The organism is Nostoc sp. (assembly GCF_036916975.1).
GTDB lineage: Bacteria > Cyanobacteriota > Cyanobacteriia > Cyanobacteriales > Nostocaceae > Nostoc.
Map to the genome: position 1 here is coordinate 65688 of NZ_JBALFF010000031.1, position 22302 is coordinate 87989.

19 protein-coding genes and 1 riboswitch are annotated in these 22302 nt (G+C 40.0%); of the genes, 12 read left to right on the plus strand and 7 right to left on the minus strand.

Translation table 11 applies throughout. From position 1 onward, the window contains the following. Positions 1 to 35: 35 nt before the first annotated feature. Entirely contained in the window at positions 36 to 761 is a 726-nt protein-coding gene (locus V7K73_RS05990) for a DJ-1/PfpI family protein (RefSeq protein WP_334878034.1), read from the minus strand. Positions 762 to 1082: 321 nt separating this feature from the next. On the opposite strand from V7K73_RS05990, the gene V7K73_RS05995 reads away from it, so the two are divergent. The 7 genes from V7K73_RS05995 to V7K73_RS06025 all read left to right on the plus strand — a co-directional run bounded on the left by V7K73_RS05995 (position 1083) and on the right by V7K73_RS06025 (position 6679). After that, positions 1083 to 1562: a beta-lactamase hydrolase domain-containing protein gene (locus V7K73_RS05995; RefSeq protein WP_334878036.1), complete on the plus strand. Its 480-nt coding sequence runs from the start codon at positions 1083 to 1085 to the stop codon at positions 1560 to 1562. Positions 1563 to 1823: 261 nt separating this feature from the next. After that, positions 1824 to 2588, plus strand: a complete 765-nt coding sequence (locus V7K73_RS06000) for a hypothetical protein (protein WP_334878038.1) — start codon at positions 1824 to 1826, stop codon at positions 2586 to 2588. After that, complete coding sequence (locus V7K73_RS06005; protein WP_334878040.1) at positions 2588 to 3064, plus strand: DUF2726 domain-containing protein; 477 nt, start codon at positions 2588 to 2590, stop codon at positions 3062 to 3064. Before V7K73_RS06000 ends, V7K73_RS06005 begins: the two co-directional genes overlap by 1 nt. Positions 3065 to 3192: 128 nt before the next feature. Then, positions 3193 to 3369, plus strand: coding sequence for a DUF6888 family protein (locus V7K73_RS06010; RefSeq protein WP_442936740.1), 177 nt, complete (start codon positions 3193 to 3195; stop codon positions 3367 to 3369). Further along, a complete protein-coding gene (locus V7K73_RS06015) occupies positions 3366 to 3590 on the plus strand; it encodes a DUF6887 family protein (RefSeq protein ID WP_334878043.1) in 225 nt (74 codons plus the stop codon). Before V7K73_RS06010 ends, V7K73_RS06015 begins: the two co-directional genes overlap by 4 nt. 75 nt (positions 3591 to 3665) lie before the next feature. Then, a riboswitch (TPP riboswitch) is annotated at positions 3666 to 3762 on the plus strand. A gap of 7 nt (positions 3763 to 3769) precedes the next feature. After that, on the plus strand, positions 3770 to 5143 hold the full coding sequence (thiC, locus tag V7K73_RS06020) for a phosphomethylpyrimidine synthase (RefSeq protein WP_334878045.1): 1374 nt from the start codon (positions 3770 to 3772) through the stop codon (positions 5141 to 5143). A 1014-nt stretch (positions 5144 to 6157) separates the two neighbouring features. Further along, positions 6158 to 6679: a hypothetical protein gene (locus V7K73_RS06025; protein ID WP_334878047.1), complete on the plus strand. Its 522-nt coding sequence runs from the start codon at positions 6158 to 6160 to the stop codon at positions 6677 to 6679. Positions 6680 to 7100: 421 nt separating this feature from the next. Here V7K73_RS06025 and V7K73_RS06030 read toward each other — a convergent pair whose 3' ends face one another. Beyond that, the gene (locus V7K73_RS06030) at positions 7101 to 9089 is read right to left on the minus strand and encodes a S8 family serine peptidase (RefSeq protein ID WP_334878049.1); all 1989 of its coding nucleotides are present in this window, start codon (positions 9087 to 9089) and stop codon (positions 7101 to 7103) included. A gap of 468 nt (positions 9090 to 9557) precedes the next feature. Between V7K73_RS06030 and V7K73_RS06035 the strand changes: the two genes are divergently transcribed. From V7K73_RS06035 to V7K73_RS06045, 3 genes are all read left to right on the plus strand, one after another. Then, the gene (locus tag V7K73_RS06035) at positions 9558 to 10142 is read left to right on the plus strand and encodes a hypothetical protein (RefSeq protein ID WP_334878051.1); all 585 of its coding nucleotides are present in this window, start codon (positions 9558 to 9560) and stop codon (positions 10140 to 10142) included. A gap of 180 nt (positions 10143 to 10322) precedes the next feature. Continuing rightward, entirely contained in the window at positions 10323 to 10682 is a 360-nt protein-coding gene (locus V7K73_RS06040) for a Rieske (2Fe-2S) protein (protein WP_334878053.1), read from the plus strand. 426 nt (positions 10683 to 11108) lie between these two features. Further along, complete coding sequence (locus tag V7K73_RS06045; RefSeq protein ID WP_334878055.1) at positions 11109 to 12830, plus strand: tetratricopeptide repeat protein; 1722 nt, start codon at positions 11109 to 11111, stop codon at positions 12828 to 12830. Positions 12831 to 13208: 378 nt separating this feature from the next. On the opposite strand, the gene V7K73_RS06050 is transcribed toward V7K73_RS06045, so the two are convergent. The 5 genes from V7K73_RS06050 to V7K73_RS06070 form a co-directional block, all read right to left on the minus strand. Then, positions 13209 to 14516, minus strand: coding sequence for a CO2 hydration protein (locus tag V7K73_RS06050; protein WP_334878057.1), 1308 nt, complete (start codon positions 14514 to 14516; stop codon positions 13209 to 13211). 235 nt (positions 14517 to 14751) lie between these two features. Next, a complete protein-coding gene (locus tag V7K73_RS06055; protein ID WP_334878059.1) occupies positions 14752 to 16248 on the minus strand; it encodes an NADH-quinone oxidoreductase subunit M in 1497 nt (498 codons plus the stop codon). A gap of 93 nt (positions 16249 to 16341) precedes the next feature. Then, on the minus strand, positions 16342 to 17058 hold the full coding sequence (locus tag V7K73_RS06060) for a carbonic anhydrase (RefSeq protein WP_334878061.1): 717 nt from the start codon (positions 17056 to 17058) through the stop codon (positions 16342 to 16344). Positions 17059 to 17110: 52 nt separating this feature from the next. Then, the gene (locus V7K73_RS06065; RefSeq protein WP_334878063.1) at positions 17111 to 18988 is read right to left on the minus strand and encodes an NAD(P)H-quinone oxidoreductase subunit F; all 1878 of its coding nucleotides are present in this window, start codon (positions 18986 to 18988) and stop codon (positions 17111 to 17113) included. Positions 18989 to 19365: 377 nt separating this feature from the next. After that, a complete protein-coding gene (locus tag V7K73_RS06070; protein WP_334878064.1) occupies positions 19366 to 19551 on the minus strand; it encodes a hypothetical protein in 186 nt (61 codons plus the stop codon). A gap of 429 nt (positions 19552 to 19980) precedes the next feature. On the opposite strand from V7K73_RS06070, the gene V7K73_RS06075 reads away from it, so the two are divergent. Both V7K73_RS06075 and V7K73_RS06080 read left to right on the plus strand, forming a co-directional pair. After that, positions 19981 to 21492 carry a hypothetical protein gene (locus V7K73_RS06075; RefSeq protein ID WP_334878066.1) on the plus strand — a complete coding sequence of 504 codons (1512 nt, stop codon included), beginning with the start codon at positions 19981 to 19983 and terminating at the stop codon, positions 21490 to 21492. Between the two features lie 270 nt (positions 21493 to 21762). Then, positions 21763 to 22245 carry a hypothetical protein gene (locus tag V7K73_RS06080; RefSeq protein ID WP_334878068.1) on the plus strand — a complete coding sequence of 161 codons (483 nt, stop codon included), beginning with the start codon at positions 21763 to 21765 and terminating at the stop codon, positions 22243 to 22245. Positions 22246 to 22302: the final 57 nt, after the last annotated feature.

Sequence of the window (22302 nt, forward strand, 5' to 3'; positions counted from 1 at the left end):
AATTGCCCCTACATTTCGTACTTGATGCGTAAGTCCTAAACTACTTTAGTGATCTTAGCAGTTTGCAATTGAGTCACAACTCGCTGGACAATCTGCCGTCTGATTTCCTGAGCATTGTGACTCGCAGCAGTAACGCGAGCAACTACAGCAGCAGGAGCAGTTTCGGGAGAACCACTGTTAAAAGGCGGTTGGGGATTGTATTCAATCCCTAGTTGAATTGCTTGAGCGATCGCTTCCCCGAATAACTCAGCAGCTAGAGCCAGCCCAAAATCAATGCCGGCTGTCACACCAGAGCCTGTAATTCGATTGCGATCAATGACAACCCTTTGGGTAACTGTCTCAACTCCCAACATCTCAAGTAAATCCAACGATAACCAGTGAGTAGTAGCGCGATAGCCCTGAAGTAAACCAGCCGCCGCTAAAAGCAGAGAACCAGTGCAGACAGCCGTAACGTAGCGGGCTTGTTTTCCTTGGGTTTTGAGAAAGTCGAGAAACTTTTCATCTTCCATTTTGGCATTGATCCCTGGCCCTCCTGGCACAAATAACACATCTAAGGCTGGGGCTTGAGCAAAGGTTGTGTCAGGTAGAAAAGCCAGTCCGAAATTGCTACGAATTGGTTCGAGTGTTTGGGCTAGCAAATATAATTGCACGTTTGGCAATTTTGCAAAGACTTCATAGGGCCCCGTGAAATCTAACTGCGTCAGATTTGGGAACAATACTATCCCAATGGATAGAGAAGAAACTTGTTCTGTAGCAATCATTATTTATACCCTTATTCACGAAAATCTTGATCTAATTGCTCCCCCAACTTGCCCAATAATATAACTCTTAAAATATAAATTACCGTAATTATATCGCCAAAAAGTATAATAAAACTAAATTACCCATAAATCTATCGACAAACCGTATATTATGGATAAAGCAATAAAATAACCAACTTCAAAAGACATATTTTGAAGTAATCAAGCAATATGTTTTGATATTTGGCTTATTTTGCAGTGCTTATTTGAATGTCTTCTTAAAGCTTGCTGATTCGACTATTTACCAAGCTGGAAGCCATTAGAAATTGAAAAGGAGTGAATGTGATCAACGCCATACAGATTAACGAAAACTTGACAACAACAGGACAAGTCATACCAAAACAGCTTGAGCAAGCTATTCAAGAAGGTTTTAAGTCCGTTTTAAATCTGCGATCGCCTGATGAGTTAGGATTTTCTCAGGATGAGCAAAAGGTAGCGGAAGCATTGGGGCTGCATTATACGAATGTTCCACTCAAGGTGGATTTAAAAAATTTAAATGAAGAGGCTATTACCAAAATCCTTACGACACTCGAACAAATCCCTAAACCAGCAGTGGTGCATTGTGCAGCCGGGATGCGATCGACTGGAATTGCGCTCTTAAGTATCGCAATCCAGGAAGGATTAACGCCAGAAGAAACCTTAGCAAGAGCTAAGAATCTGGGTTTTGGATTTTTTGAACACGCTGGTGTTAGTCCCCGGCTGAAGCAATTATTTGTGGACTATGTTAACAAACACGCGAAAGTAGCTGTGCCTAGTTGCTGAAACAGCAAGTTTAACAAACCTCTCCCTGTCCATAAACGTCAAGGTACAAATTTAAGGCGATCGCCCCATAATACCTGGTGGTTAAAAGCTTTTGCTTGAAGGGTATGAGGGTGCGATCGCCTTTCGTATAGCCATCAAGCTATGGGGAGAATAAGCACTGCCAAGAAAATCTAAAAATCTTATCTAAGACTATTGGATTATTTCAGAATAAGCGTTAAACTATTTCCATCAACCTAACCCAAGGTTTTTGGGAATTAATTAATGTCAAAAATTATATACGATGTCATCCAGCGTTTTGAGGTAGAAAACGGCGTTCCCCGTTTGATTTCAACAAATATTCAGGTGATTGAAGGCGGGGAAGATTTGCTGTCTTTAGCTACCAGTCTGCTGAATAAACTTGGTTTTTATGACAAGTTTGAGGAAAAACGCACATCTCAATACATAGGATATAAACTGAAAAATCCTGGAAAAGGAGCTAAACGTTATCAGCTTATTTTGGCTCAAAGAAAAGAAGGTTTATCTATTTCTATTCCTCAGGAGATATTAGAGCCGTATTTGCTAAAGCTAAACTTTTCAATCAATTTTTTTACAAAAATGCCTGAATTGAAAAATGTAGTAACAATGTTTCAAGAAATATCAAAATTTTATTGGATAAGACCTAGTAAAAGAAGCGTTTTTTTTGATTTAAGTAAAGAATATAGAGAAACTTTTGAAGGACAAATTTCAGGAGAATTTGAATTAAATTTTGAGGGTATAGCTTATAAAGAAGCCAAAAATACTTATTCTGATTCTAAAACTCAAAATATTAATGATATGCAAATCATTGATATAATCCAAAAAAAATATATAAGTAAGCATCCCCTTTCCAATTCTTTGGATAATAGTGACTGTTGTTTAAAAATTGGTAAAGACGACATAGGTAAAGATAAGCTTTTTCATTATGCTTACCAGGTAGCTATAAATTCAAAAGAAGTATTAGAAGAATTTGTCACTTATTTTGCAAAAATCCTCATGGAGCAACAATAATGTCTGTCAAAGTCAAAAGGCTAGTTAATGCCTACGAAGAAAGGATGTTAGAGTTTTTGCAAACTTGTGTAGATGATAGTTATAAAATTCATACACAGGTTAGTTTATGTCAATTTTGCGTACTAGACGAAAGCATTGATTGGGAACTAAAAAAATTCTTCTTTAGCTCTAATGTCGATGCTTTAATAACAAACCATGATTATAAACCTTGTTTGGTTGTAGATTTTCAGTCTTCATACCATGACTCAGATGAAGCAAAAGAGCGCGATCGCAAAAAAGCAACTATACTCGCTCTTGCAGAGGTTCCCTTACTTTATTCACGGGTGAAAGACTTTGGATTATTACATCTTTATTCTGAATCTGAAGAAGTAGTATGTAATTTATTTACAGGAAACCGACGCGAAAATGCCCAAGCCTTAATTAGAAAGTATTCCGAACAATCTTTTTCTTCTGATATTCGAGTTACAGCTTGCTAAACCAGAAGATGTTTGCACGCGAATCGCCATAAACTTCGGCGATGGCAAAATTAACAGACTATGGTATAGCTTTGGCTTCATAAAATTACTATAAAATATAAATAAGCTTTTATATCAAAGGAGCGGCTATCCTTCCAACAGCAGGACAAGCCCTAAAATGTGTCTACCTATGTCAATTATTGACGACTGCCTACAAACCAATTTACATGGTGCGTCTGGATGAGCGCACTGGAAAAATATTCATCTTGGCTGGAGAAGATATAGAAATTCTGATTAGTCGTGATGGCAACTGGGAATATCCATGAGTAAACCAAACTTTGATGCTATGAGCAAGGCAGAATTACGCGCTTACGTCCTTGCACACCAAGATGATCAAGAGGCTTTTTACGCATTTGCGGATCGTTTGACAGCAAAACCTCCCTCTGCGACTTATCCCGCATCAATGACTCCAGAAGAAATCCACAAGGCAATATTAGACATTATTCAACAGCAACAACTCAAACAGCATAGGCGCAGCCCGTCGTAGACATCACCAGACTCCGAAAAAACAGCATAAATTTTTAACACCCTTGCTCCCAGATATAACCAAGGTGGTACACTACATCAATGCTAGGGGTGCCTATATAACCAGGCTGAGATCACACCCTTAACACCTGAGTCTGGGTAATACCAGCGGAGGGAAGCTGTTTATTGAGGAATTACAATATGCGGACAGAATGGGTTGCTAAACGACGTGGGCAGAGTAATGTATCTCAAATGCACTACGCCCGCCAAGGTGTTATCACCGAAGAAATGCACTACGTCGCCCAACGGGAAAATCTCCCTGCTGATCTCATTCGTGAGGAAGTGGCGAGGGGACGAATGATTATCCCGGCTAATATTAATCACACTAACCTAGAGCCGATGGCTATTGGCATCGCCTCTAAATGTAAGGTAAATGCTAATATCGGCGCTTCTCCCAACTCTTCTAATCTTCAGGAAGAAGTTGATAAGCTGAATCTGTCCGTGAAGTACGGTGCTGATACCGTGATGGATTTGTCTACAGGTGGCGGTAATTTGGATGAAATTCGCACCGCCATCATCAAGGCTTCCCCAGTTCCCATCGGTACAGTACCAGTTTACCAAGCTTTAGAAAGTGTCCACGGCACAATCGAAAACCTGACTGCTGATGATTTTCTCCATATCATCGAAAAGCACGCCCAGCAAGGAGTAGACTATCAAACTATCCACGCAGGGATTTTAATTGAGCATTTGCCCTTGGTGAGAAATCGCATCACTGGTATTGTCTCTCGCGGCGGTGGTATTTTAGCGCGGTGGATGTTGCATCACCACAAACAAAACCCGCTTTATACCCACTTCCAAGATATTATTGAGATTTTCAAAAGATATGATGTCTCCTTCAGTTTAGGAGATTCCCTGCGTCCTGGCTGTACCCATGATGCCTCAGATGAAGCACAATTAGCTGAATTGAAAACCCTCGGACAGCTAACTCGCAAAGCCTGGGAAGATGATGTCCAGGTGATGGTGGAAGGGCCTGGACACGTCCCAATGGATCAAATTGAGTTCAACGTCCGTAAGCAGATGGAAGAGTGTTCTGAAGCACCTTTCTATGTTTTGGGGCCATTGGTGACAGACATTGCTCCCGGTTACGATCACATCACTTCAGCCATTGGAGCAGCGATGGCTGGATGGTACGGTACTGCAATGCTGTGTTATGTAACACCTAAAGAACATTTGGGTCTACCAAATGCCGAAGATGTGCGGAATGGGTTGATTGCCTATAAAATAGCGGCTCATGCGGCTGATATTGCTAGACATCGCCCTGGTGCAAGGGATAGAGATGATGAACTTTCTAAGGCGCGTTACAACTTCGATTGGAACCGTCAGTTTGAATTATCACTCGATCCAGAAAGAGCTAAGGAATATCACGATGAAACTCTGCCAGCAGATATCTATAAAACTGCTGAATTTTGTTCGATGTGTGGGCCTAAGTTCTGCCCAATGCAAACTAAGGTTGATGCTGATGCGCTGACAGAATTAGAGAAGTTCTTGGCGAAAGAAACTGTGACTCAAAGCTAATACCATTTTGGATTTTAGATTTTAGATTTTGGATTGAGAATCGTTACGGATATAGCGGTTCTCGCTTGAGTCAGGTACAAAAACCCCACCCCCAACCCCCTCCCCGCAAGCGAGGAGGGGGCAAAAAGCTTTGGTAGAGCGTACCCAGCCTACAATTATCCTTACAGCTATTTTCACGTAAATAGACCACTCACAGCGATCGCTCCGTCAAGGAGATAACGGGAAAAGTCAGGATTGCTGCCTGTTTCAATTCATATTTGGATTAACAGAATTTTATTAGTGGGATAGGTTCCAAGAAGTTGCGATCGCCTTTGAACATCATCGAAGTACATTCCCCTTACTGGATCGAGTTCAGGATAATGGTGCTTAAAACGTGTTCATGTAGGTCATGAGCGGATTTTCCACAGCTAACAGCATTATATAAAGATTGTATGAACTTGATTGTTGCTTGAGCAGAGATGTTATCAGTTTATATATAAAATTAACTTATGTCTTTTTGAGTAGAATTAGATATCACAAAATTATTTCTGATAAAAGAAGAAATTACGTTTTTGTCAAGAACAAAACAAAAATTCACAAGATATCGAATTTCAAATAAGTGAACAAAATACATCTCTGCGAAGAATAATTTTTCGTTTATAAATATTTATACTCCTATTTAAATGTATAATATATTACAAAAATTTATATGTTGAAGATTGGGTAAAGTAGTTTATTTGACTTGGGAATAGTGATAAAAAAAGTGTGTTAGCTAAGTAAATAGGTGTTAAAAAACAGAACTTGATTAAGAAATGTAAATTGCTTAAAAGCTCATATTTAAAGTATTTCTGGTGCTTTACAGAACTTTACCTAGTTTGGTTTAATTGTGCCTACCAACTTAAGTAAAATAAAACACTCGAAAAACTAATTTAAATAAGCTATTTAAGTTGAATTTTTGTAAATTATTCAAGTTCCTGATATTTATCGCTTAATTTCAAAGTCTCAACAAATAACGCAAATCACAAGGAGAAAATTATGTCTACACAACGAGCTAAATTTTGTAATACGCTTGTTACTACTCTTGCATTTCTCGGCATGGGTCTTCCCCTCAACAGCCTGCTACTCGATAAGGCTGCAATGGCACAATCTTTACTACCTAATTCTGCAACTTATGGTCAAGTGAAACTGACTAATTTGACACTTAACAACACTAGTAATGTTGTAATTGTTAATCCTGAAGAAAAGATTAATGGATCTACTAATTACACTTATAATTGTGCAGGGTGTCAAGGGGGATCTATTAATCAAATTATTGTGGGTATCGGAGGTCAAAATAACGCTCAAGCCTGTATCTACAATGGTTCTACCCAAGGTTCAGGCTCAAGTGGATTCACCTTAACAGCACCTAATGTACCTGGAATTTACTACATTCGCTTCCGCTATGCTCAAGCTTATGGATGCGACCAAGGGGCTTTGGGTTGGTGGCGAATCGATAAACCGCCTACATCTGAAGCCAATATAGGAATAATTATTGTGAGAGAGCCTACAGCACTCTGATGGGGCGCTTGTCGCCCCATAGCCAAAGAGCGATCGCACACTTTCCAATGTAACTGGAGTTTAGACTAGTCAGGAGTGCGAAACTGCTGAAAAATCAGATATAAAACTTTGTGAATAATCAATAGTTATATGTGCTAACTATTGATTATTCACAAAGTTAATTTTAACTATTTTCCCGCTATTTTGATGCTGTAGTATTTAATTATATTTAAGTTTAATTAATATAGGACTTACGCATCAAGTACGAAATGTAGGGGCAATTCATGAATTGCCCCTACGAGAAATCAAGGTTTTCAGTGCCTTGAAAGCGTAAGTCCTATAATAGTAATAATTTCAAGCTTTTCAAGACTTAACGGGAAAATTCATTACGATAGATGTAGTTAAAATACAGATAAAACTGCTGTAAGCTAATACGCTAGGCTTAAAATTCAATTTCAATGGTTAAGCTGCGAATCTTTCCTATATCTGCGTCAGCTTTATCTGCAACTTGAAGAGTCCAGGTTCCTTCGGGACTTTTACCTTTAAAGGCAGCAAGTTTAAGGGTATTTATCTCGTCATAAGTTGTTTTAATATTATCTGTAGCTCCACCCTGGCGATTGTGCAGAATTACAGGAAGTACACCTGTTTGCACTGGGGGAAAAAGAGTAACTATAAGATCCCCAATAAAAGTATGCTCAATGTCTACATTAACTTTGATGGATTTCATTAGGCTAGTACTAGCGATCGCCAACGATAATGTTGATGTTTGTAGGTCGTTAATTGGGATATCTTGCACTGCCTGGAATCTGCTGATGGGTGATCTTTGCGGTGGCTTGGCTAGTTCCACAGCTTTGAGAGCATTCATCCGACCGTAACCGTAGAAAGGACTACGACCATTGGTATCATATTTCCCTCCAGATGGATCAATGCGATCGCAGGAGCGTTTAATAATATCTCGCACTTCCTCACAACGCAGATTTGGGTTTCTAGCAATAATTAGGGCTGCGACACCAGCTGCACCCGGACAAGCACTAGAAGTTCCCCCGAATTGGTTCGTGTAGTTACCTGGGACATCACCCAGATTCGGATTACCCGAATTATAGCCAAGTACACCAGAGCGATCGCTTGTCCAAATTCCAGGGGTTTGAGAACTATCGCCATTGTTGCTAGGAAAGGCACACCAGACCGCCTTACCAAAGTCACTGTAAGCGCTTCTGGTGCCATAGTCGTTACAAGCTGCCACAGCAATCACCTTTTGGTAGCTGGCGTAGCCATCATTATCGACGCTTTCGTTACCATTGCCAGCCGCAAATAAAATTACACAGCCCTTACCGTTGCGTCCCTTATTAATTGCAAACTCCATAGCAAGGCGTGTCGAATCAGGTAGAGGTACTTTCTGGTTGTGTAGAGGATCGTTTGGATCATACCAAACTCCATCTGCTGGTCCCCAGCTACAAGAAATTACATCAGCACCATTTTGAGCCGCCCAAACAAAAGCATCTGCTTCATCCTGCGATCCTAGCGCCGAAGCTAAACGAATCGGCATCAGCTTTGCACCCGGTGCTACACCAGATGCACCAAAGTTGCCGTTGGCACAAGCTACTCCTGCACAGCTTGTCCCGTGGTTATCGTCGTTTCCCGGTCTGGGATTGTCAATTTTACGTGTGACATCACGCCGGGCAACAATTTTTCCAGAGGATTGGAACTCTTCATGCTCAAGATCCACGCCGTCGTCAATAATTGCAATAATCGCTCCTGTGCCATCGCTCAACTTCCAAGCTGCCTCAACGTTGACATGGGCGTTAATTAGCTTACCATTAATTGTTGTTTGCTTTAAGTGCCACTGCTGCGAAAAAACCTGACGTTGGCGTGATTCACGCACTAGTTCAGGATGGCACAGTTCAACTGATTCTTCATGCAAAAGTCTCTCGGCGATATCAAAGATGGCTATACCAGTATTTGTAGGTGCATTGACAAAATAAGCATTTTGTGCATATTCAAGTTGGCGTTTAATTGTTAAGCCGTAACGTCTTAAGACATTTTGACAAACCCCTGACTGTTCTTCGTTATGGAATTTAACGAAGAGGTTTTCGGTGTAAATTATCGGTTGATTGGATGCTGGATCGATAAGAACACGTCCGGCAAATTGGACTTCAGACTCATTGTTGAGAATATCACGGGCGCGATCGCGCAAAGCGACACCAAGAGTCGGAACTTTGGCTCGCAAAATTTCTACACCCGCTTGTCGAAACCGCGTTGCTAGCTCGAATTCATTAAGGATGCTGCGAGCTACGGGTGATACTGGTGCTACTTCAAAGGGTCTTGCACCGACAAGACCACTGCGGCTTTCGGTACGCACTACAACGTGTTCGTCACTGATAGCAAGTTCATATTGTTGGCCATTCTGGCCACCATAGCGAACTTGAACCATAATTTTATCTCCTGGGATATTTGAAATATTATTATCTTAAAAATCTGACAATTCACGTTATCTGGAAAATCTCACTTCTATAGCGCTTGGAGTTTGCATCAAGTACATTTTTAAACCTCACCCCCAACCCCTCTCCTTGCTCCCGGCTACGGTATACAGACAAGTCGTCCTCTACCTACATTTTTGTCAGAGTGAAACTGTCACACTCACCGATATCCCGCCCAGAACTAAAGTTCTTTGGCTTTTAGCTGAAGTCCACGCTTTGTGGACTGAACGAGCAATTTAGTCCACAAAGCGTGGACTTTAGCTATGAGACTCGGAATTCATTCCGAGGCGGGATAGAAACGCAGTGCGAGATTTATGAATCTTCAATATGAATAAAGGCGGATAGCTTGCATCCCGATGGAAGATTTGTATTCCATTACATACCATTGAAAAACGCTATAACATCATTAGAACTTGAAAAAAATGTTTTATTTCCCGGCTGAGTATTTTCTACAGGTGTATTCTTTACCCCTGATTCCTGAAGTGAGATTTCAAAAAGATTACTTTTCTGAGTATCCTGAACAAATTCGCGTTGGCAACGATGCTCAAGGCGGGCTACCCCTACGCACTGCTGTATCCTACACTCGGAAGCCTGGGTACTATGCAATACATTACAAGCACCCCCAGACCGTGGCACTAGGAGCAATTTTACAACTTAACGATGGTAAAATAGCAGTTTTTCCAGGCGAACCCAATCAATCAGAACAGAGGACACTAACTCCAATTTACACATTACAACCAAATGGTTCGATAGCAGTACCAACTGGGCTGGTTTTCATCCGCTTTGCTGAAGGCGTTGATGTGAAGTCGCAGCGCGAGGTAATTAATCGAGCCGGTTACGAAATAGTAGAAAGCCTTGACTATGCGCCTCACACCGCTTGGTTACGTGTCCAATCAGGTAATATTGCTGATGCGATCGCCCGGATTTCTCAGTTAAAAGTGATACCTACAGTTGAGAATATCGAACCTCAGATGCTTATGGAAAGAGGTTTGAGGCTAGGGCATTAATTTTTTCATTAACCTATAATCAACTCTACCACCGTAGGCAAAGCCCGTCGTAGCGATCGCTATTTTGGCAAAATGTCATCTAGTGAGTTTATCCTTCCCCGCTCCCCAATAGTAAAAGGCGATCGCAGTGGTCACAATTGCGAGAAACTGAAAGCAGATTAATTAGGAGAGGAGAACCTAATGAGTTGGACTAAAGTTCTTGCAGTCGAAGCACTTTCCCCAGGTACGCGACAAGTGGTGAAAGTTGGTAACCGGAAAATTCTGGTTTTGAATCACGAAAATCAGCTTTATGCTGTAGATAACAACTGTCCCCACTTAAAATTACCGTTGAAAAGTGGTAAAATCACTGAAGATGGGGCAATAGTTTGTACCTTCCATCGCAGTGCTTTTGACCTGCGGACTGGTGAGGTACAAGGCTGGTGTTCGTGGCCACCTGTTGTAGGTAAGGTACTCTCGATGGTTTCGCCACAAAAAGCATTGCCAGTATTTCCTATTCGTGTGGAAGAAGGTAGTATTTGGGTTGATGTTCAAGAGGAATAGCGCCCTCTGTCTGAACTTATTGGAATATATTAGCCGATCTATTTTTTAGGAGTTAAGCAACAAAAACCCCAGCTGATAAGTTTAGCTGGGGTTTTTCTCAAAATGCAACTATTTCAGAGATAAGTAAGTAGGCAAGATAAAACCAAACTATGTAACGAAAAGTAAAATCTCTGTATTTGGATCGTAGTTGCGCTTTAGCGCTAAAGCGCAACTACGAGCAGTGATGATTATTTGCGCCCACTTACTTATGCGCCCTTTGTGGTTCGTTCCTTATATATTTTGGCGCATCTTCATATCGTAATTGCGAATTGCGAATTGCGAATTGGTTTAACTTGTTGATTCTGAATGCTTAGTAAAGGAACTACTCTAGTAAAGTTGCCATACGGAAATTCAGGTTATATTAATTATGAATAATAAATTAAAATTATGTGGTTAGTAGCTGTTTTTATCTGTCTTGGTTGGATATTGTCTTTATGTTTGCATGAATTTGGTCATGCAGTAGTAGCTTATTGGGGTGGTGATACTTCCGTTAAAGATAAGGGATATTTGACCTTAAATCCACTCAAATATACCGAGCCGAGTTTGAGTTTGGTGATTCCACTATTTTTTCTCCTCATTGGTGGTATTGCTCTGCCGGGAGGAGCAGTTTATATTAATCAGAATCGATTACGCGATCGCAAATGGAAAAGTGCTGTTTCTGCTGCTGGACTGCTTGCGAATGTGATTTTAGCTTGCTTGCTGTCCCTGCCTTTTCAATTTGGCTGGTATTCCTTGAGGCTACATCAGAATTCGGTTTTGTATTTTTTTATTATTTCACTAGCTTATATAATTTCTCTGAATATATATATAGTTTTCATTAATTTATTACCTATTCCTGCTCTTGATGGCTATGGAATTATTGAGCCGTGGTTACCAAAACCAATTCAACAGCAATTTAACAAGTTTAGGAAATATGGAATTTGGGTGCTGATTGGTCTGTTATGGTTTGCTAGACCTTTCAATAGATTATTATGGGATTTGACTAATGAAATTAATCAATTTTTAGGCATTCCGCTAGACTTAGCCATTATAGCTAATGGGATATTTAGACAGTCATCACAGTATTTAGTACTAGGAATAATTTTGGTATTATGGATATTTAGAGATAAAAACAGAGATTTACAGCGCCAAGGCGATCGCCTATTTTCTTCGCAACAATACGAGCAAGCGATCGCCTGCTATGACAAAATTGTTAAAACGCAACCTAAAAATGCTGATGTTTGGTATTGGCGAGGCTATGCGCTTTATTTTTTAAATAAACATGAGGAAGCGATCGCCTCCTTTGACCAAACTATTCAAATTCAATCAGACTACCCTAATGCTTGGTTTCGGCGTGGTTATTCGCTTTATTCTTTACAAAGATATGCAGAGGCAATTATAGCCTATGAAAAAGCACTCTTAATTAAATCTGACGATCCAGAAATTTGGTATTATCGAGGAATTGTTCTTAAAGATTTAGAAAAATACGAAGAAGCTTTAGCAGCATACGACCAAGCGATCGCCATCCAGTCAGATTTCTACCAAGCTTGGTATAATCAAGGCGAAATTTTGGCAAAATTACAGCGTTACGATCAAGCGATCGCTGCCTATGATAAAGTGATTGCAATTAGACCAGATGATAGCAATACTTGGTGGTTACGAGGAAAAACCTTAGCAATACAGCAAGATTATCAAGCAGCTGTAGACTCTTATGAACGAGCAATCGCAATCGATTCTGACTTTTATGGTTTTTGGCTAGATCGTGGCAATGCACTTTATTATTTACATCGGTATGAAGATGCGATCGCCGCTTATGACAAAGTTATTGAACTAAAACCAGATAATACCGACGCTTTGAATTTTAAAGGTGTCGCTTTAATGGAATTACAAAGATATGAAGAAGCGTTAGTTGTCTATAACAAAGCAATTGAAATCAAGCCTGATTATCCTGAATACTGGTACAACAAAGCTTGTTGTTATGCGCTGCAAAGTAATGTAGCTTTGGCGATTCAAAATTTACAGCAATCAATAAAAGGCGAACCAGATATATTCTGGGAACTTGCTAAAACTGACCCAGACTTTGATAGAATTCGGGAACATTCGCTTTTCAAAAATTTAGTTGATAAGTAAGTGGTTCAAATTAAATATAAAACCTCACCCTCTATCCGGCTTCCCTCTCCAAAATATCGGAGAGGGATTGAGGGTGAGGTTTTATCTTATATTTAATTACGCCTACCTACTTAAGTAATATCATGTCCGCATAATTAGTTATGATTCCCACAGTCATTGCACCCCACCCCTTAATCCCCTCCCCGCAAGCGGGGAGGGGAGACAAAGCGTAGCTTTGGCGGGGTGGGGTTCTTCGGATTTAGTAAGTAATCAAGCGGACATGATATAAGTGGGTCAAATTAAAAATAAAACCTCACCCTCAATCCCTCTCCGATATTTTGGAGAGGGAAGCCGGATAGAGGGTGAGGTTTTATCTTATATTTAATTACGCCTACCTACTTATCTATAATCTTGCTTTTGAATACTCCCCAAACGAGCAGCATCACGAATATTATAGTCGGGTCGAGTAAAGCGATTTAGCTGCATCTCAAAAAAATCTCGATTGGCTTGTAAATGCTTGGGATTTGGGTCATCTAAAGGATATAAAAGTGCCGTTCTCAAGGCTTGAATTACCGCAGAAGTAACACAGTACATTGACCGTTGAAAACTAACTCCCAACTGAATCAACATATCTTCTTCACCCCGGCAATGTTGGCTGTAGTAATCAATAAGATATGGGGGCAAAAAGTGCAACATATCTTGCATTAATAATGTCGGGGGAATGCCAGCAGTACCCACTGGAAATACATCAGCGTAAAGAATACCATAGTGAAAGTCTTTCTGGTCTTCTGGTACTTGACGCGCTTGAGCATTATAAGATTTTGTCCCCCGGAAGGGTGCGGTGCGGTAGAAAACAGCTTCTACATAAGGTAATGCTGCTTCATATAGCCACATAAAACCCTTGGATTTGGGGACAATTTCGTAACATTCGCCACGAATATAAACGTGATGGTAAATGGGACGACCTGCGATCGCAAATATACCATTAACTAAGAAACTCATTGCCTCTGGGACGCTGCTAATGGTACCTTCGTCATAGCGATCGGACATTTCAAAGAACACTGGGGCCATGACTTCCCAGAATAAGCCCAGATTAGCGTAGTATGACATCTGGCGGCACTGTTCCAAAAACATATCGGGGAACAGGTTGTAAAGTCCCAGCATTACCGGGTTCCCTTGGAAGTAAGCTTTAATTGCCTTGTCAGCGTTGGCTTTGTATTCTTCTGAATCTAGGTAAGGGTCAAATTGTCCACCCATCCCTCTGTGCCATAACATCGCCCGCATACAAGCTTCGGCAAATTCCATGTTAATGCGATCGTGGAATAAGTGATGCAATAACTTCGGCATTTTGAAAGTTTCGCCCTTTTCAATAAATGCCAAAAGTTCTGGATGTGCAGTAGCTTCGCCGCGCCAAATTCGCAAATCGGCATCATCACCAGCATAATGATTATGCAGTTCTAAATACTTTTTGGGTAAGAAGTATTTAAAGAAGGGAAGCGGGTTTAAAAATTCGTTTTCAGCAATATAAAGTAGGTCGCGCCAGTAAAAATCCATCGGTACAGCATAAGCTTTATATAAACCGATGATTTGCATCAAATTTTCTGGAGTATCGGGTAACATTGCACCGCCTGCTTCAAAGCGGTGAATTACTTCAGCAAATTCGTGCTTGGAAGGAGGTAATTTAATTGCTGTTTTAATTGCTGTCATGGTAATCAGGAATGGGGAATGTTAAATAATTCGTAATTCGTAATTCGTAATTCGTAATTCGTAATTACGTTTTGTGACGAACGCACAAAGCGTCTCTAAGAGTTGAGTGCTGTTGTGGGGACGGTTTCCGACTCGCATTACAACGTGCGATTTAGCTGAGGCGTTCAATTCGCGCTGTCCTTCAAAGGGTAGGACTTAAACCCCCAAAGTTTGTTAAAGAGGAAGAAACTGTAATCTATTTCAGCGCTACTTCCGAGATTACGGTTTTTTCTAAGGAGGGAATTGCAGCCACCATTGTTGTAGTTGTGGATTCACTCCAACGGACTAACCAAGTGGGTTGTACTCCCAAAAAGATGATAAAAGCTGCCAAAATTAAAGCTGGTATTTTCTCAGACCAAATAACTTTAGGATAGTAGGCGAAGTTATCAAGTCTGCCAAAACAAGTGCGGTTGAGGAGGATGACAAAATAAACTGCGGTTAATCCGCTAGCTACTACACACAAAATTGTCGGAATCGGAAAGACAGAGAAACTACCTTGAAAGACGATAAATTCGGCAATGAATCCTGTTAAACCGGGAATACCTGCACTAGCCATCCCACTTAAAACTAGTAAAGCGCTAATTAGAGGTAAGCCGCGGATGGGACTCATCAAACCATTGAGTTTATCTAATTCGCGGGTGCCAACTTTGGCTTCTACGACTCCCACCAAGTGGAAGAGAATCGCCAGAATGATACCGTGGCTAAACATTTGGGCGACTGCACCAACGAGTGCTAAGGGAGTACTAGCAGCACCAGCTAGCACGATATAGCCCATGTGACCAACAGAACTGTATGCTACCATGCGCTTGATATCTTTTTGAGCGATCGCAACTACTGCTCCATAGATAGCGCTGACTGCTCCCCAAATTGCCAATGTCGGCGCAATAATACTCCAAGCATGGGGAAACATACCCAAGCCAAATCGCAACAATCCATAGGTTCCCAACTTTGCTAACACGCCACCGAGAAGAATCGCAATTGGTGCTGAAGCTTCAACATAAGCATCCGGTAGCCAAGTATGGAAGGGAACTAAAGGAATTTTAATCCCAAAACCTAATACTATCCCTGCTAGTAAAAGGAGTTGTTTTGCTGTTGATAGATTTTCTGTAGAGAATGCGTCAAAAGCAAAATTGGTAGAACCACTCAGCCATACCATACCCAAGAATGTTGCCAGAATTAATGCTCCTGAAACAGCAGTATAAATCAGGAATTTAATCCCAGCATAACCCCGTTTTGACCCTCCCCAAATGGAAATTAGTAAGTAAAAGGGGATTAATTCTAGTTCGTAAAACAGGAAGAATAGTAGTAAATTCTCTGCTAGAAAAGCACCTGCGACTCCTCCACTAACTAATAAAATCATGGAGTAAAATAACCGGGGGCGTTCAGTTTCTTTACTACTACTGTAAATAGAAATCCAGGTGAGCAGGCTATTTAACACCAACATTAAGATAGAAAGCCCATCAACACCTATTTGATAGCTCAATCCAAGGGTTTCGTTCCAGGGTAAATACTCTTTAAATTGCATCCCTGGATTGCTGATATCAAATTTTAGCAGGATAAACAGGTTCCAGAAGAAAACTATTCCCGAAAAAATTAATGCTGTTAAACGAATGCGATGTTTAGGGATACTTACAGGTAATATTGCTATGATAGCGGCGGCTAAAATTGGAAGCCAAATCAAAACACTTAACATGGTAATTTTTGTCCTTTGTCCTTTCTTCTTTGTCCTTCGTCCTTTGTCTTTTGTCCTTTATTACTTACTGACTAATGACAAAGGACAAAAAATCTAACTGACTATGCTGATTTTACCAGTATCTAAATCGTAATAACCCCCGACTATTTTCAGCTTTTCTGCCTTGATTAAATCAGATAAAACTGACGATGATTTCAATTTTTCAATTTGTGCTAAAACATTTGCTTTACAAGCATTTTCTAACTTATCTCCTGATTTTCCTTTTGAGCTTTCTACACTTGGTTTAATTGCCTCAAGCAAACTGCCAATTTGTCCTGGTACTTCAGCACCTTTGATTGCGGCACTTACTGCACCACATCTTTCATGCCCCACTACTATTATGACTTTGGAACCTAATACTAAACTACCAAATTCTAGGCTACCAATTTCTTCTCGTGTGGCAATATTACCAGCGACACGGCAGACAAATAAATCTCCAAGTCCTTGGTCAAAAACAATCTCTGAAGGCACTCGTGAATCTGCACAGCCTAGAATAGAAGCAAAGGGCTTTTGTCCTTTGGCAACTTCGACTAAACGCGAATGGGTTTGGTGGGGGCTTTTACGTTTATTTTTGACAAACCTTTCATTCCCATCTAATAATTCTTGCAATGCCTTGTCGGGGGTAATATCATCTTGGGCTGGGGCTTTCTCCTCGGCTGCAAGTAAGTTAGAGCTAAGTCCGGCTGTCAATACACCTGTACCGATCGCACCTGCACCAAACTTGAATAAACTTCTTCTGGAAAGATTGATTTGGGGATGTTGTCTGCTCATGGAATTCTTCTCAAAATATCAAACTGTTAACTTTTAGTTAGGATAGTTACTGCTACCCAAGTGTCGCAATTGGGAAAACCAAATTTAAAAACTGCACTCCCCAAAATTGCCAAGTTACCCACATTCCTAAAACACCTACTCCGAGAAGGACGGTTAAGGCATAAAACTGGGTTTGACCAGATGTACTGTATTTAAGACCTTCACCACCTAATAGCGAAAATAAACCAACAAAATTAACGATGCCATCGACTACAAAGCGGTCAATCATATCCGCAAGTTGGGAAATTTTGGCAACTCCAAAAATTATGGTCATTTTATAGAGTTTGGGGGTGTAAAAGTCGTATGCAAATAAATTTTGTAACCCTTGCCAAGGGAGGCGAATCGGTTTAGGAATGTTGCCTAAATAAATCACACCAGTTATACTGCAACCGAAAATACTCGACCAAATTAAAAGCAATGCGACATCTTTATTTAGGCTTGCCCAATCTGGTAAAAGTGATAAGCTTTGCAACACTAAAGGAAGATGTAGACTGACACCCACTAAAATCATCATTGGCAAAACCATCGGCCAGTGGGCTTCAGGCGATCGCTGACTCATTTGTGTAGGTTTACCGCCAAAAATTAAACCAAATTCTCTGGTTAAACTCACGGCTGTCAAAGCATTTACTGCTATCACTACTCCCACTAGCCAAGGTTGCGTTTCCCACAACCCATCTACTAGTTTCACCAACGCCCAAAAGCTACCCAGTGGTGGAAAACCAATTAATCCCAAAGTCCCGACGATAAAAGCTATTGCTGAAATCGGGCGACGTTTCCACAATCCCCCTAATTGGGTTACGTCTTGGGTGATGCTATTCCAGATAATTCCGCCAGTACTCATCACCAACAGGGCTGCGGATATCGCATGGGTGAGTACTAACAATAGCGCCGTTTCGTATTGTTGCACTCCTACAGCAATGAATACTAAACCCATGTAGGCACTGACAGAATACGATTGGCAGCGTTTAAGATCAATTTGAGCGATCGCAATTAAAGAAGCACCCAACGCTGTCACTACCCCAATAGCCACCATAGCTGAGGAAACTATGGGCGAGATGGTTAACACTGGTTCCAATTTAATCAGCACCCATGCACCACTAGCTACTACTACCGAATTCCGCAAAATCGTACTGGGAACTGGGCCTTCCATCGCTTCATCCAACCACAGGTGCAGAGGGAACTGAGCGCATTTACCCATCGGCCCAGCAATTAAGGCTAAACCTACCAGTGTCATTGTTGTCGGGTTGACGTTAGCAGTAGCCGCCCACTTGGCTAGTTCTGGATAACTCCAAGTTCCGGCTAAGGGCCATAATGCCAACACGCCCATTAGTAAGAATAAGTCTCCTACCCGCTTAGTTAAGAAAGCATCTCTAGCACCTGAGACTACTAACGGCTGGCTAAACCATAAGCCCACTAGTAGGTAGGTTCCCAGCGTCAAAACTTCCAAAATTACATAGCTGAAGAACAAGTTATTACATAAAGCAAGCGCACATAATCCCGCTTCAAATAATCCTAATAAGGAATAGAACCGTCCCCAACCCCAATCCATTTCCATGTAACCAATAGCATAAATCTGCGCTAGCAAATTCAAGCCAGCAATCACAACTACAGCGCCGACACTCACCGAGGATATTTCTAAAGCAATGGTGAGGTTTAAACCAGCTGTTGATAACCAAGGAATAAATACTTCTTGGGCTGGTTGATTCCAAGTTGCTTGTAAAGCGATCGCACTATGTACAAACGCCAAAAATGTCATTACCAAATTTACATAACCTGCCGGTCTTGGCCCCGTTTTCCGAATGATCCCCGGCGACCAAGGTACGGCTAATAAGCCACCTATTAAGGCATAGCACGGAACTAGCCAAACAGTCTCAAGTAGAAACTGAGCCATCAACTTACCTCTATATTTTCATCCAAAGTTTGGGGTTTTGAGTCAACTAGCGTTGATCCCTGCTAACCCAGCGATTTCTACGAGACGCTAAAAGCGAACGCAAACTCGCTATCGGCATCGCACATCAGACAACTTTATCTTTATTTAATTTTGTTAGAAATAGCTTACCGTTATATTTGTCCAAATGGAATTAAGTTATCTAAATAAATTTGAGATAACTACTGTAAATAAATCTTATATAAGAGACTATTGGAGTAATCAATAATAGCTATTGTTTTTTATCTATGAATTAACTGTATTTATCATGAGTTTTTACTTATTGACATAAATGATAAAAGACGCAAGTCCTTTGCGTCTCTAAAATTCAGCTAAAGAAATCACACTTGGGTAATTTTGTCAATTTGCCAACAAAAAGAAATAATTGCAGGCGCTTGGCTAAATTGGCTCATAGGTGCGGGTTTCATGTCTCGGTAGTCCAACAGTTGGACTAAGATCAGGTAAGCGATCGCTAAAATGACCGAAATCGCACCTGTAACAATGGCAATTATTTTCGAGCGGTTCATTAGTATTTCCGGTAATGCAAGTTATTTTGCTGTGTCTATATCTACATTAATACTTAAGACACACACCACACACTGGCCAATATACTTGCAGCCAATCAAAGTAACAGTTTAGACGTTCCGTTAGTAATCCATTCGAGTTATTTATCTTTACATAGTTTAGTTTTTTCGTGCCTACCTGCTTATTGAAGCAATATATGAATATGGAGTTTTGCTTACACTGCAAACATTTGCAAACTCTAAAAAGTCATCGCCAAGTTAAGATTAAAGTTAAGTAACAAGAGGCTTGTAGCCATTTGCGGTTACAGTTTCTTTATAGTTTATAAACATTATCTAAACAATAAGAGTGATAAACAAGCTACATATTTACTGTTATCTCGCTAGGATATTTACTAGGGCGGGATAGTTACTTATATTGAAATGAAAAGTCTCATGATTAGTATTACTAAATTAAATAAAATTGACTTTATAGTTGTAATTATTATTGTGATAATTGGGCTTGTGCATTTACCTTTTCCATTTGATGGAGATCAAGCATTTTTTAGGCTAGGTGCTTTAGAGATGCAACAAGGAAAGGTACTCTATCGTGATTTTTGGGATGTAAAACAACCGGGGATTTTCTGCTTTTATTATTTGGCGGGAACTTTGTTCGGTTTTAATGAGATTGGCATCCATGCCTTTGAACTTATTTACATGGTATTTTTTTCGATAATATTGCTGCTGACTTTAAAAAGCTATTTTCGGCATCAGATAATTGCAAGCCTAGTACCTTTGTTAACAGTTGGTGTTTACTATGTTGTTTCCGGCGCTTGGCATCTTACTCAAGTGGAAGCGCTGGTTGGTTTCCCATTATTCCTTTGTCTTTGGCTAACTTTTAAATCTTTTAAAAGCGAAGGAAAGCAAAGATTTATCCTGCTTTTACTCTCAGGCTTTATTGGCGGAATTGTCCTCCTATTTAAATTAATATTTTTGCTGATATTAGTTTCGTTTTGGCTGACTATATTGATGTATTCTCTATTAATAAAACGGCAGGGCATTCAACAAATATTTATTGAGATTTGTTTGCCAATTTTTCTAGGGATTATCTTTCCTCTTTTAGTCCTTGCCAGCTACTTTGCTTGGTATAATAGTTTTTCAATAGTGTATCAGACATTTTTTATATATCCACCTCTTATTCTTGCTAATTCTGCATTAAATCCAAAGGACTTAGTTTCGGGAATAAAATGGTTTTTACAGAATTTTTACCCTTTAGTTTTAATAACTCTTATTGCAATAGATGCTTCATTGCGTAAATCTAAAAATGTATTGACTTTGTTACTTGTTGTTTGGTGTTTTTTTGGTTTGAGTGTTATTGCTCTACAATATAAAGGATTTTGGGAATATCATTTTTTACTATTGTTTGTACCTATAGGTATTTTAGCAACTAAAGGGTTAGATGTATTATGGGACTCTTTAAAAGAATTAAGTTCCCAAATGCCGACATTTCTGTTAATATTTTTATTGTTCTTACCATTATCATCCACTCTTATAAAAAAGAGCGTGGCTCTGGTTAATAATAACTTTGCTTTAACTGAAGATACACGATTGAAATATCAGACTATCTTTAGAAAAAAATATCCATCCCTTCATTCAGAGGCTAACTTGATATCTCAACCAGGAAGCCTTAGTGGTGATATTTACGTAGCTGGCGATCCATCTATTTACTACTTTTCTGGTCGGAATCAAGCAACAATTCTACGTGGTTGGGCGCTTGAATATTATCTGCCTGAGCAATGGTTAGCACTTATAGAGCAGTTAGATTTATCAAAGCCTCCTTATATCTTTATTGATTATGTTCCCCAGGCTATAATCAAAAAAAGTTTTCCTAAACTGATAGAATTTGTTGAGCAAAAATACCAGATTTTACGTCAAAGTAATAACGGTATTTGGTATATCATCAAATGATAGGGGTAGGTTTCATGTTGTGGTAGTCTAGCAGTTGGACTAGGATGAGGTAAGCGATCGCTTCTTGAATTTACAGGGGTGAGCGTGTAGTTGAATTTGCTCACCTCTGTTAAGTAGAACATGACTTTAGATTTCTCCGGTCAAAATCTCCAAGGACGCAAGTTCAAAGGTAGCAAAGACTTTGTGGGCGCAAATAGATTTGGTGTAAAAAATTTTACTTTCTAGTGAGATTTACAAGTTAAGCCATTCAATAGTAATCTTCTAGTGTCAATGTTTACGCAAGTGTGGCTTGATTTCATGAATATGATGAACTTTAAAATCCAAGGCTTTTTTACGACGTTAATAATTGGTACTGTGTCAGCATTGACGATTTCAGATGCTATCTCTCAAAAGGTGAACGCCCAAGCTACGCCTTCTTGTAATAATGCAACCATAAAAGGTAGCTATGGAAGTAAATTGACTGGGACGTTTTCAGCAACGCCTATAGCTGTAGTTGGTTTAGTCCAGCTTAATGGAAACGGAAATTTTCAAGGAACAGATGCTGTTAGCAGTAACGGTAGTATATTTACAAACAGGACAATATCAGGAACCTATAATGTTAAAAAAGATTGTACAGTGCAGATAGTATTCACAAGTAGTCTTAATGAGAACGTTTTTTTAAGTGGTACTATTGTTGATGGTGGCAAGGAAATCTTTCTTTTCCAAACCAATCCAGGTTCAGTAATTACTGGTACTTTTAAAAAAGTTAACTGATTTACTCCATCTGTCTCAACGCTTGAAAATTAATGGGCGAAAGCAGAGTTCGTTTGT

Bases quoted from the DNA above. Each gene is read 5' to 3' on its own strand.
- V7K73_RS05990 (WP_334878034.1), bottom strand. From the start codon at position 761: ATGATTGCTACAGAACAAGTTTCTTCTCTATCCATTGGGATAGTATTG.
- V7K73_RS06000 (WP_334878038.1), top strand. From the start codon at position 1,824: ATGTCAAAAATTATATACGATGTCATCCAGCGTTTTGAGGTAGAAAAC.
- V7K73_RS06005 (WP_334878040.1), top strand. From the start codon at position 2,588: ATGTCTGTCAAAGTCAAAAGGCTAGTTAATGCCTACGAAGAAAGGATG.
- V7K73_RS06015 (WP_334878043.1), top strand. From the start codon at position 3,366: ATGAGTAAACCAAACTTTGATGCTATGAGCAAGGCAGAATTACGCGCT.
- thiC (WP_334878045.1), top strand. From the start codon at position 3,770: ATGCGGACAGAATGGGTTGCTAAACGACGTGGGCAGAGTAATGTATCT.
- V7K73_RS06025 (WP_334878047.1), top strand. From the start codon at position 6,158: ATGTCTACACAACGAGCTAAATTTTGTAATACGCTTGTTACTACTCTT.
- V7K73_RS06030 (WP_334878049.1), bottom strand. From the start codon at position 9,089: ATGGTTCAAGTTCGCTATGGTGGCCAGAATGGCCAACAATATGAACTT.
- V7K73_RS06035 (WP_334878051.1), top strand. From the start codon at position 9,558: ATGTTTTATTTCCCGGCTGAGTATTTTCTACAGGTGTATTCTTTACCC.
- V7K73_RS06040 (WP_334878053.1), top strand. From the start codon at position 10,323: ATGAGTTGGACTAAAGTTCTTGCAGTCGAAGCACTTTCCCCAGGTACG.
- V7K73_RS06045 (WP_334878055.1), top strand. From the start codon at position 11,109: ATGTGGTTAGTAGCTGTTTTTATCTGTCTTGGTTGGATATTGTCTTTA.
- V7K73_RS06050 (WP_334878057.1), bottom strand. From the start codon at position 14,516: ATGACAGCAATTAAAACAGCAATTAAATTACCTCCTTCCAAGCACGAA.
- V7K73_RS06055 (WP_334878059.1), bottom strand. From the start codon at position 16,248: ATGTTAAGTGTTTTGATTTGGCTTCCAATTTTAGCCGCCGCTATCATA.
- V7K73_RS06060 (WP_334878061.1), bottom strand. From the start codon at position 17,058: ATGAGCAGACAACATCCCCAAATCAATCTTTCCAGAAGAAGTTTATTC.
- V7K73_RS06065 (WP_334878063.1), bottom strand. From the start codon at position 18,988: ATGGCTCAGTTTCTACTTGAGACTGTTTGGCTAGTTCCGTGCTATGCC.
- V7K73_RS06070 (WP_334878064.1), bottom strand. From the start codon at position 19,551: ATGAACCGCTCGAAAATAATTGCCATTGTTACAGGTGCGATTTCGGTC.
- V7K73_RS06075 (WP_334878066.1), top strand. From the start codon at position 19,981: ATGATTAGTATTACTAAATTAAATAAAATTGACTTTATAGTTGTAATT.
- V7K73_RS06080 (WP_334878068.1), top strand. From the start codon at position 21,763: ATGTTTACGCAAGTGTGGCTTGATTTCATGAATATGATGAACTTTAAA.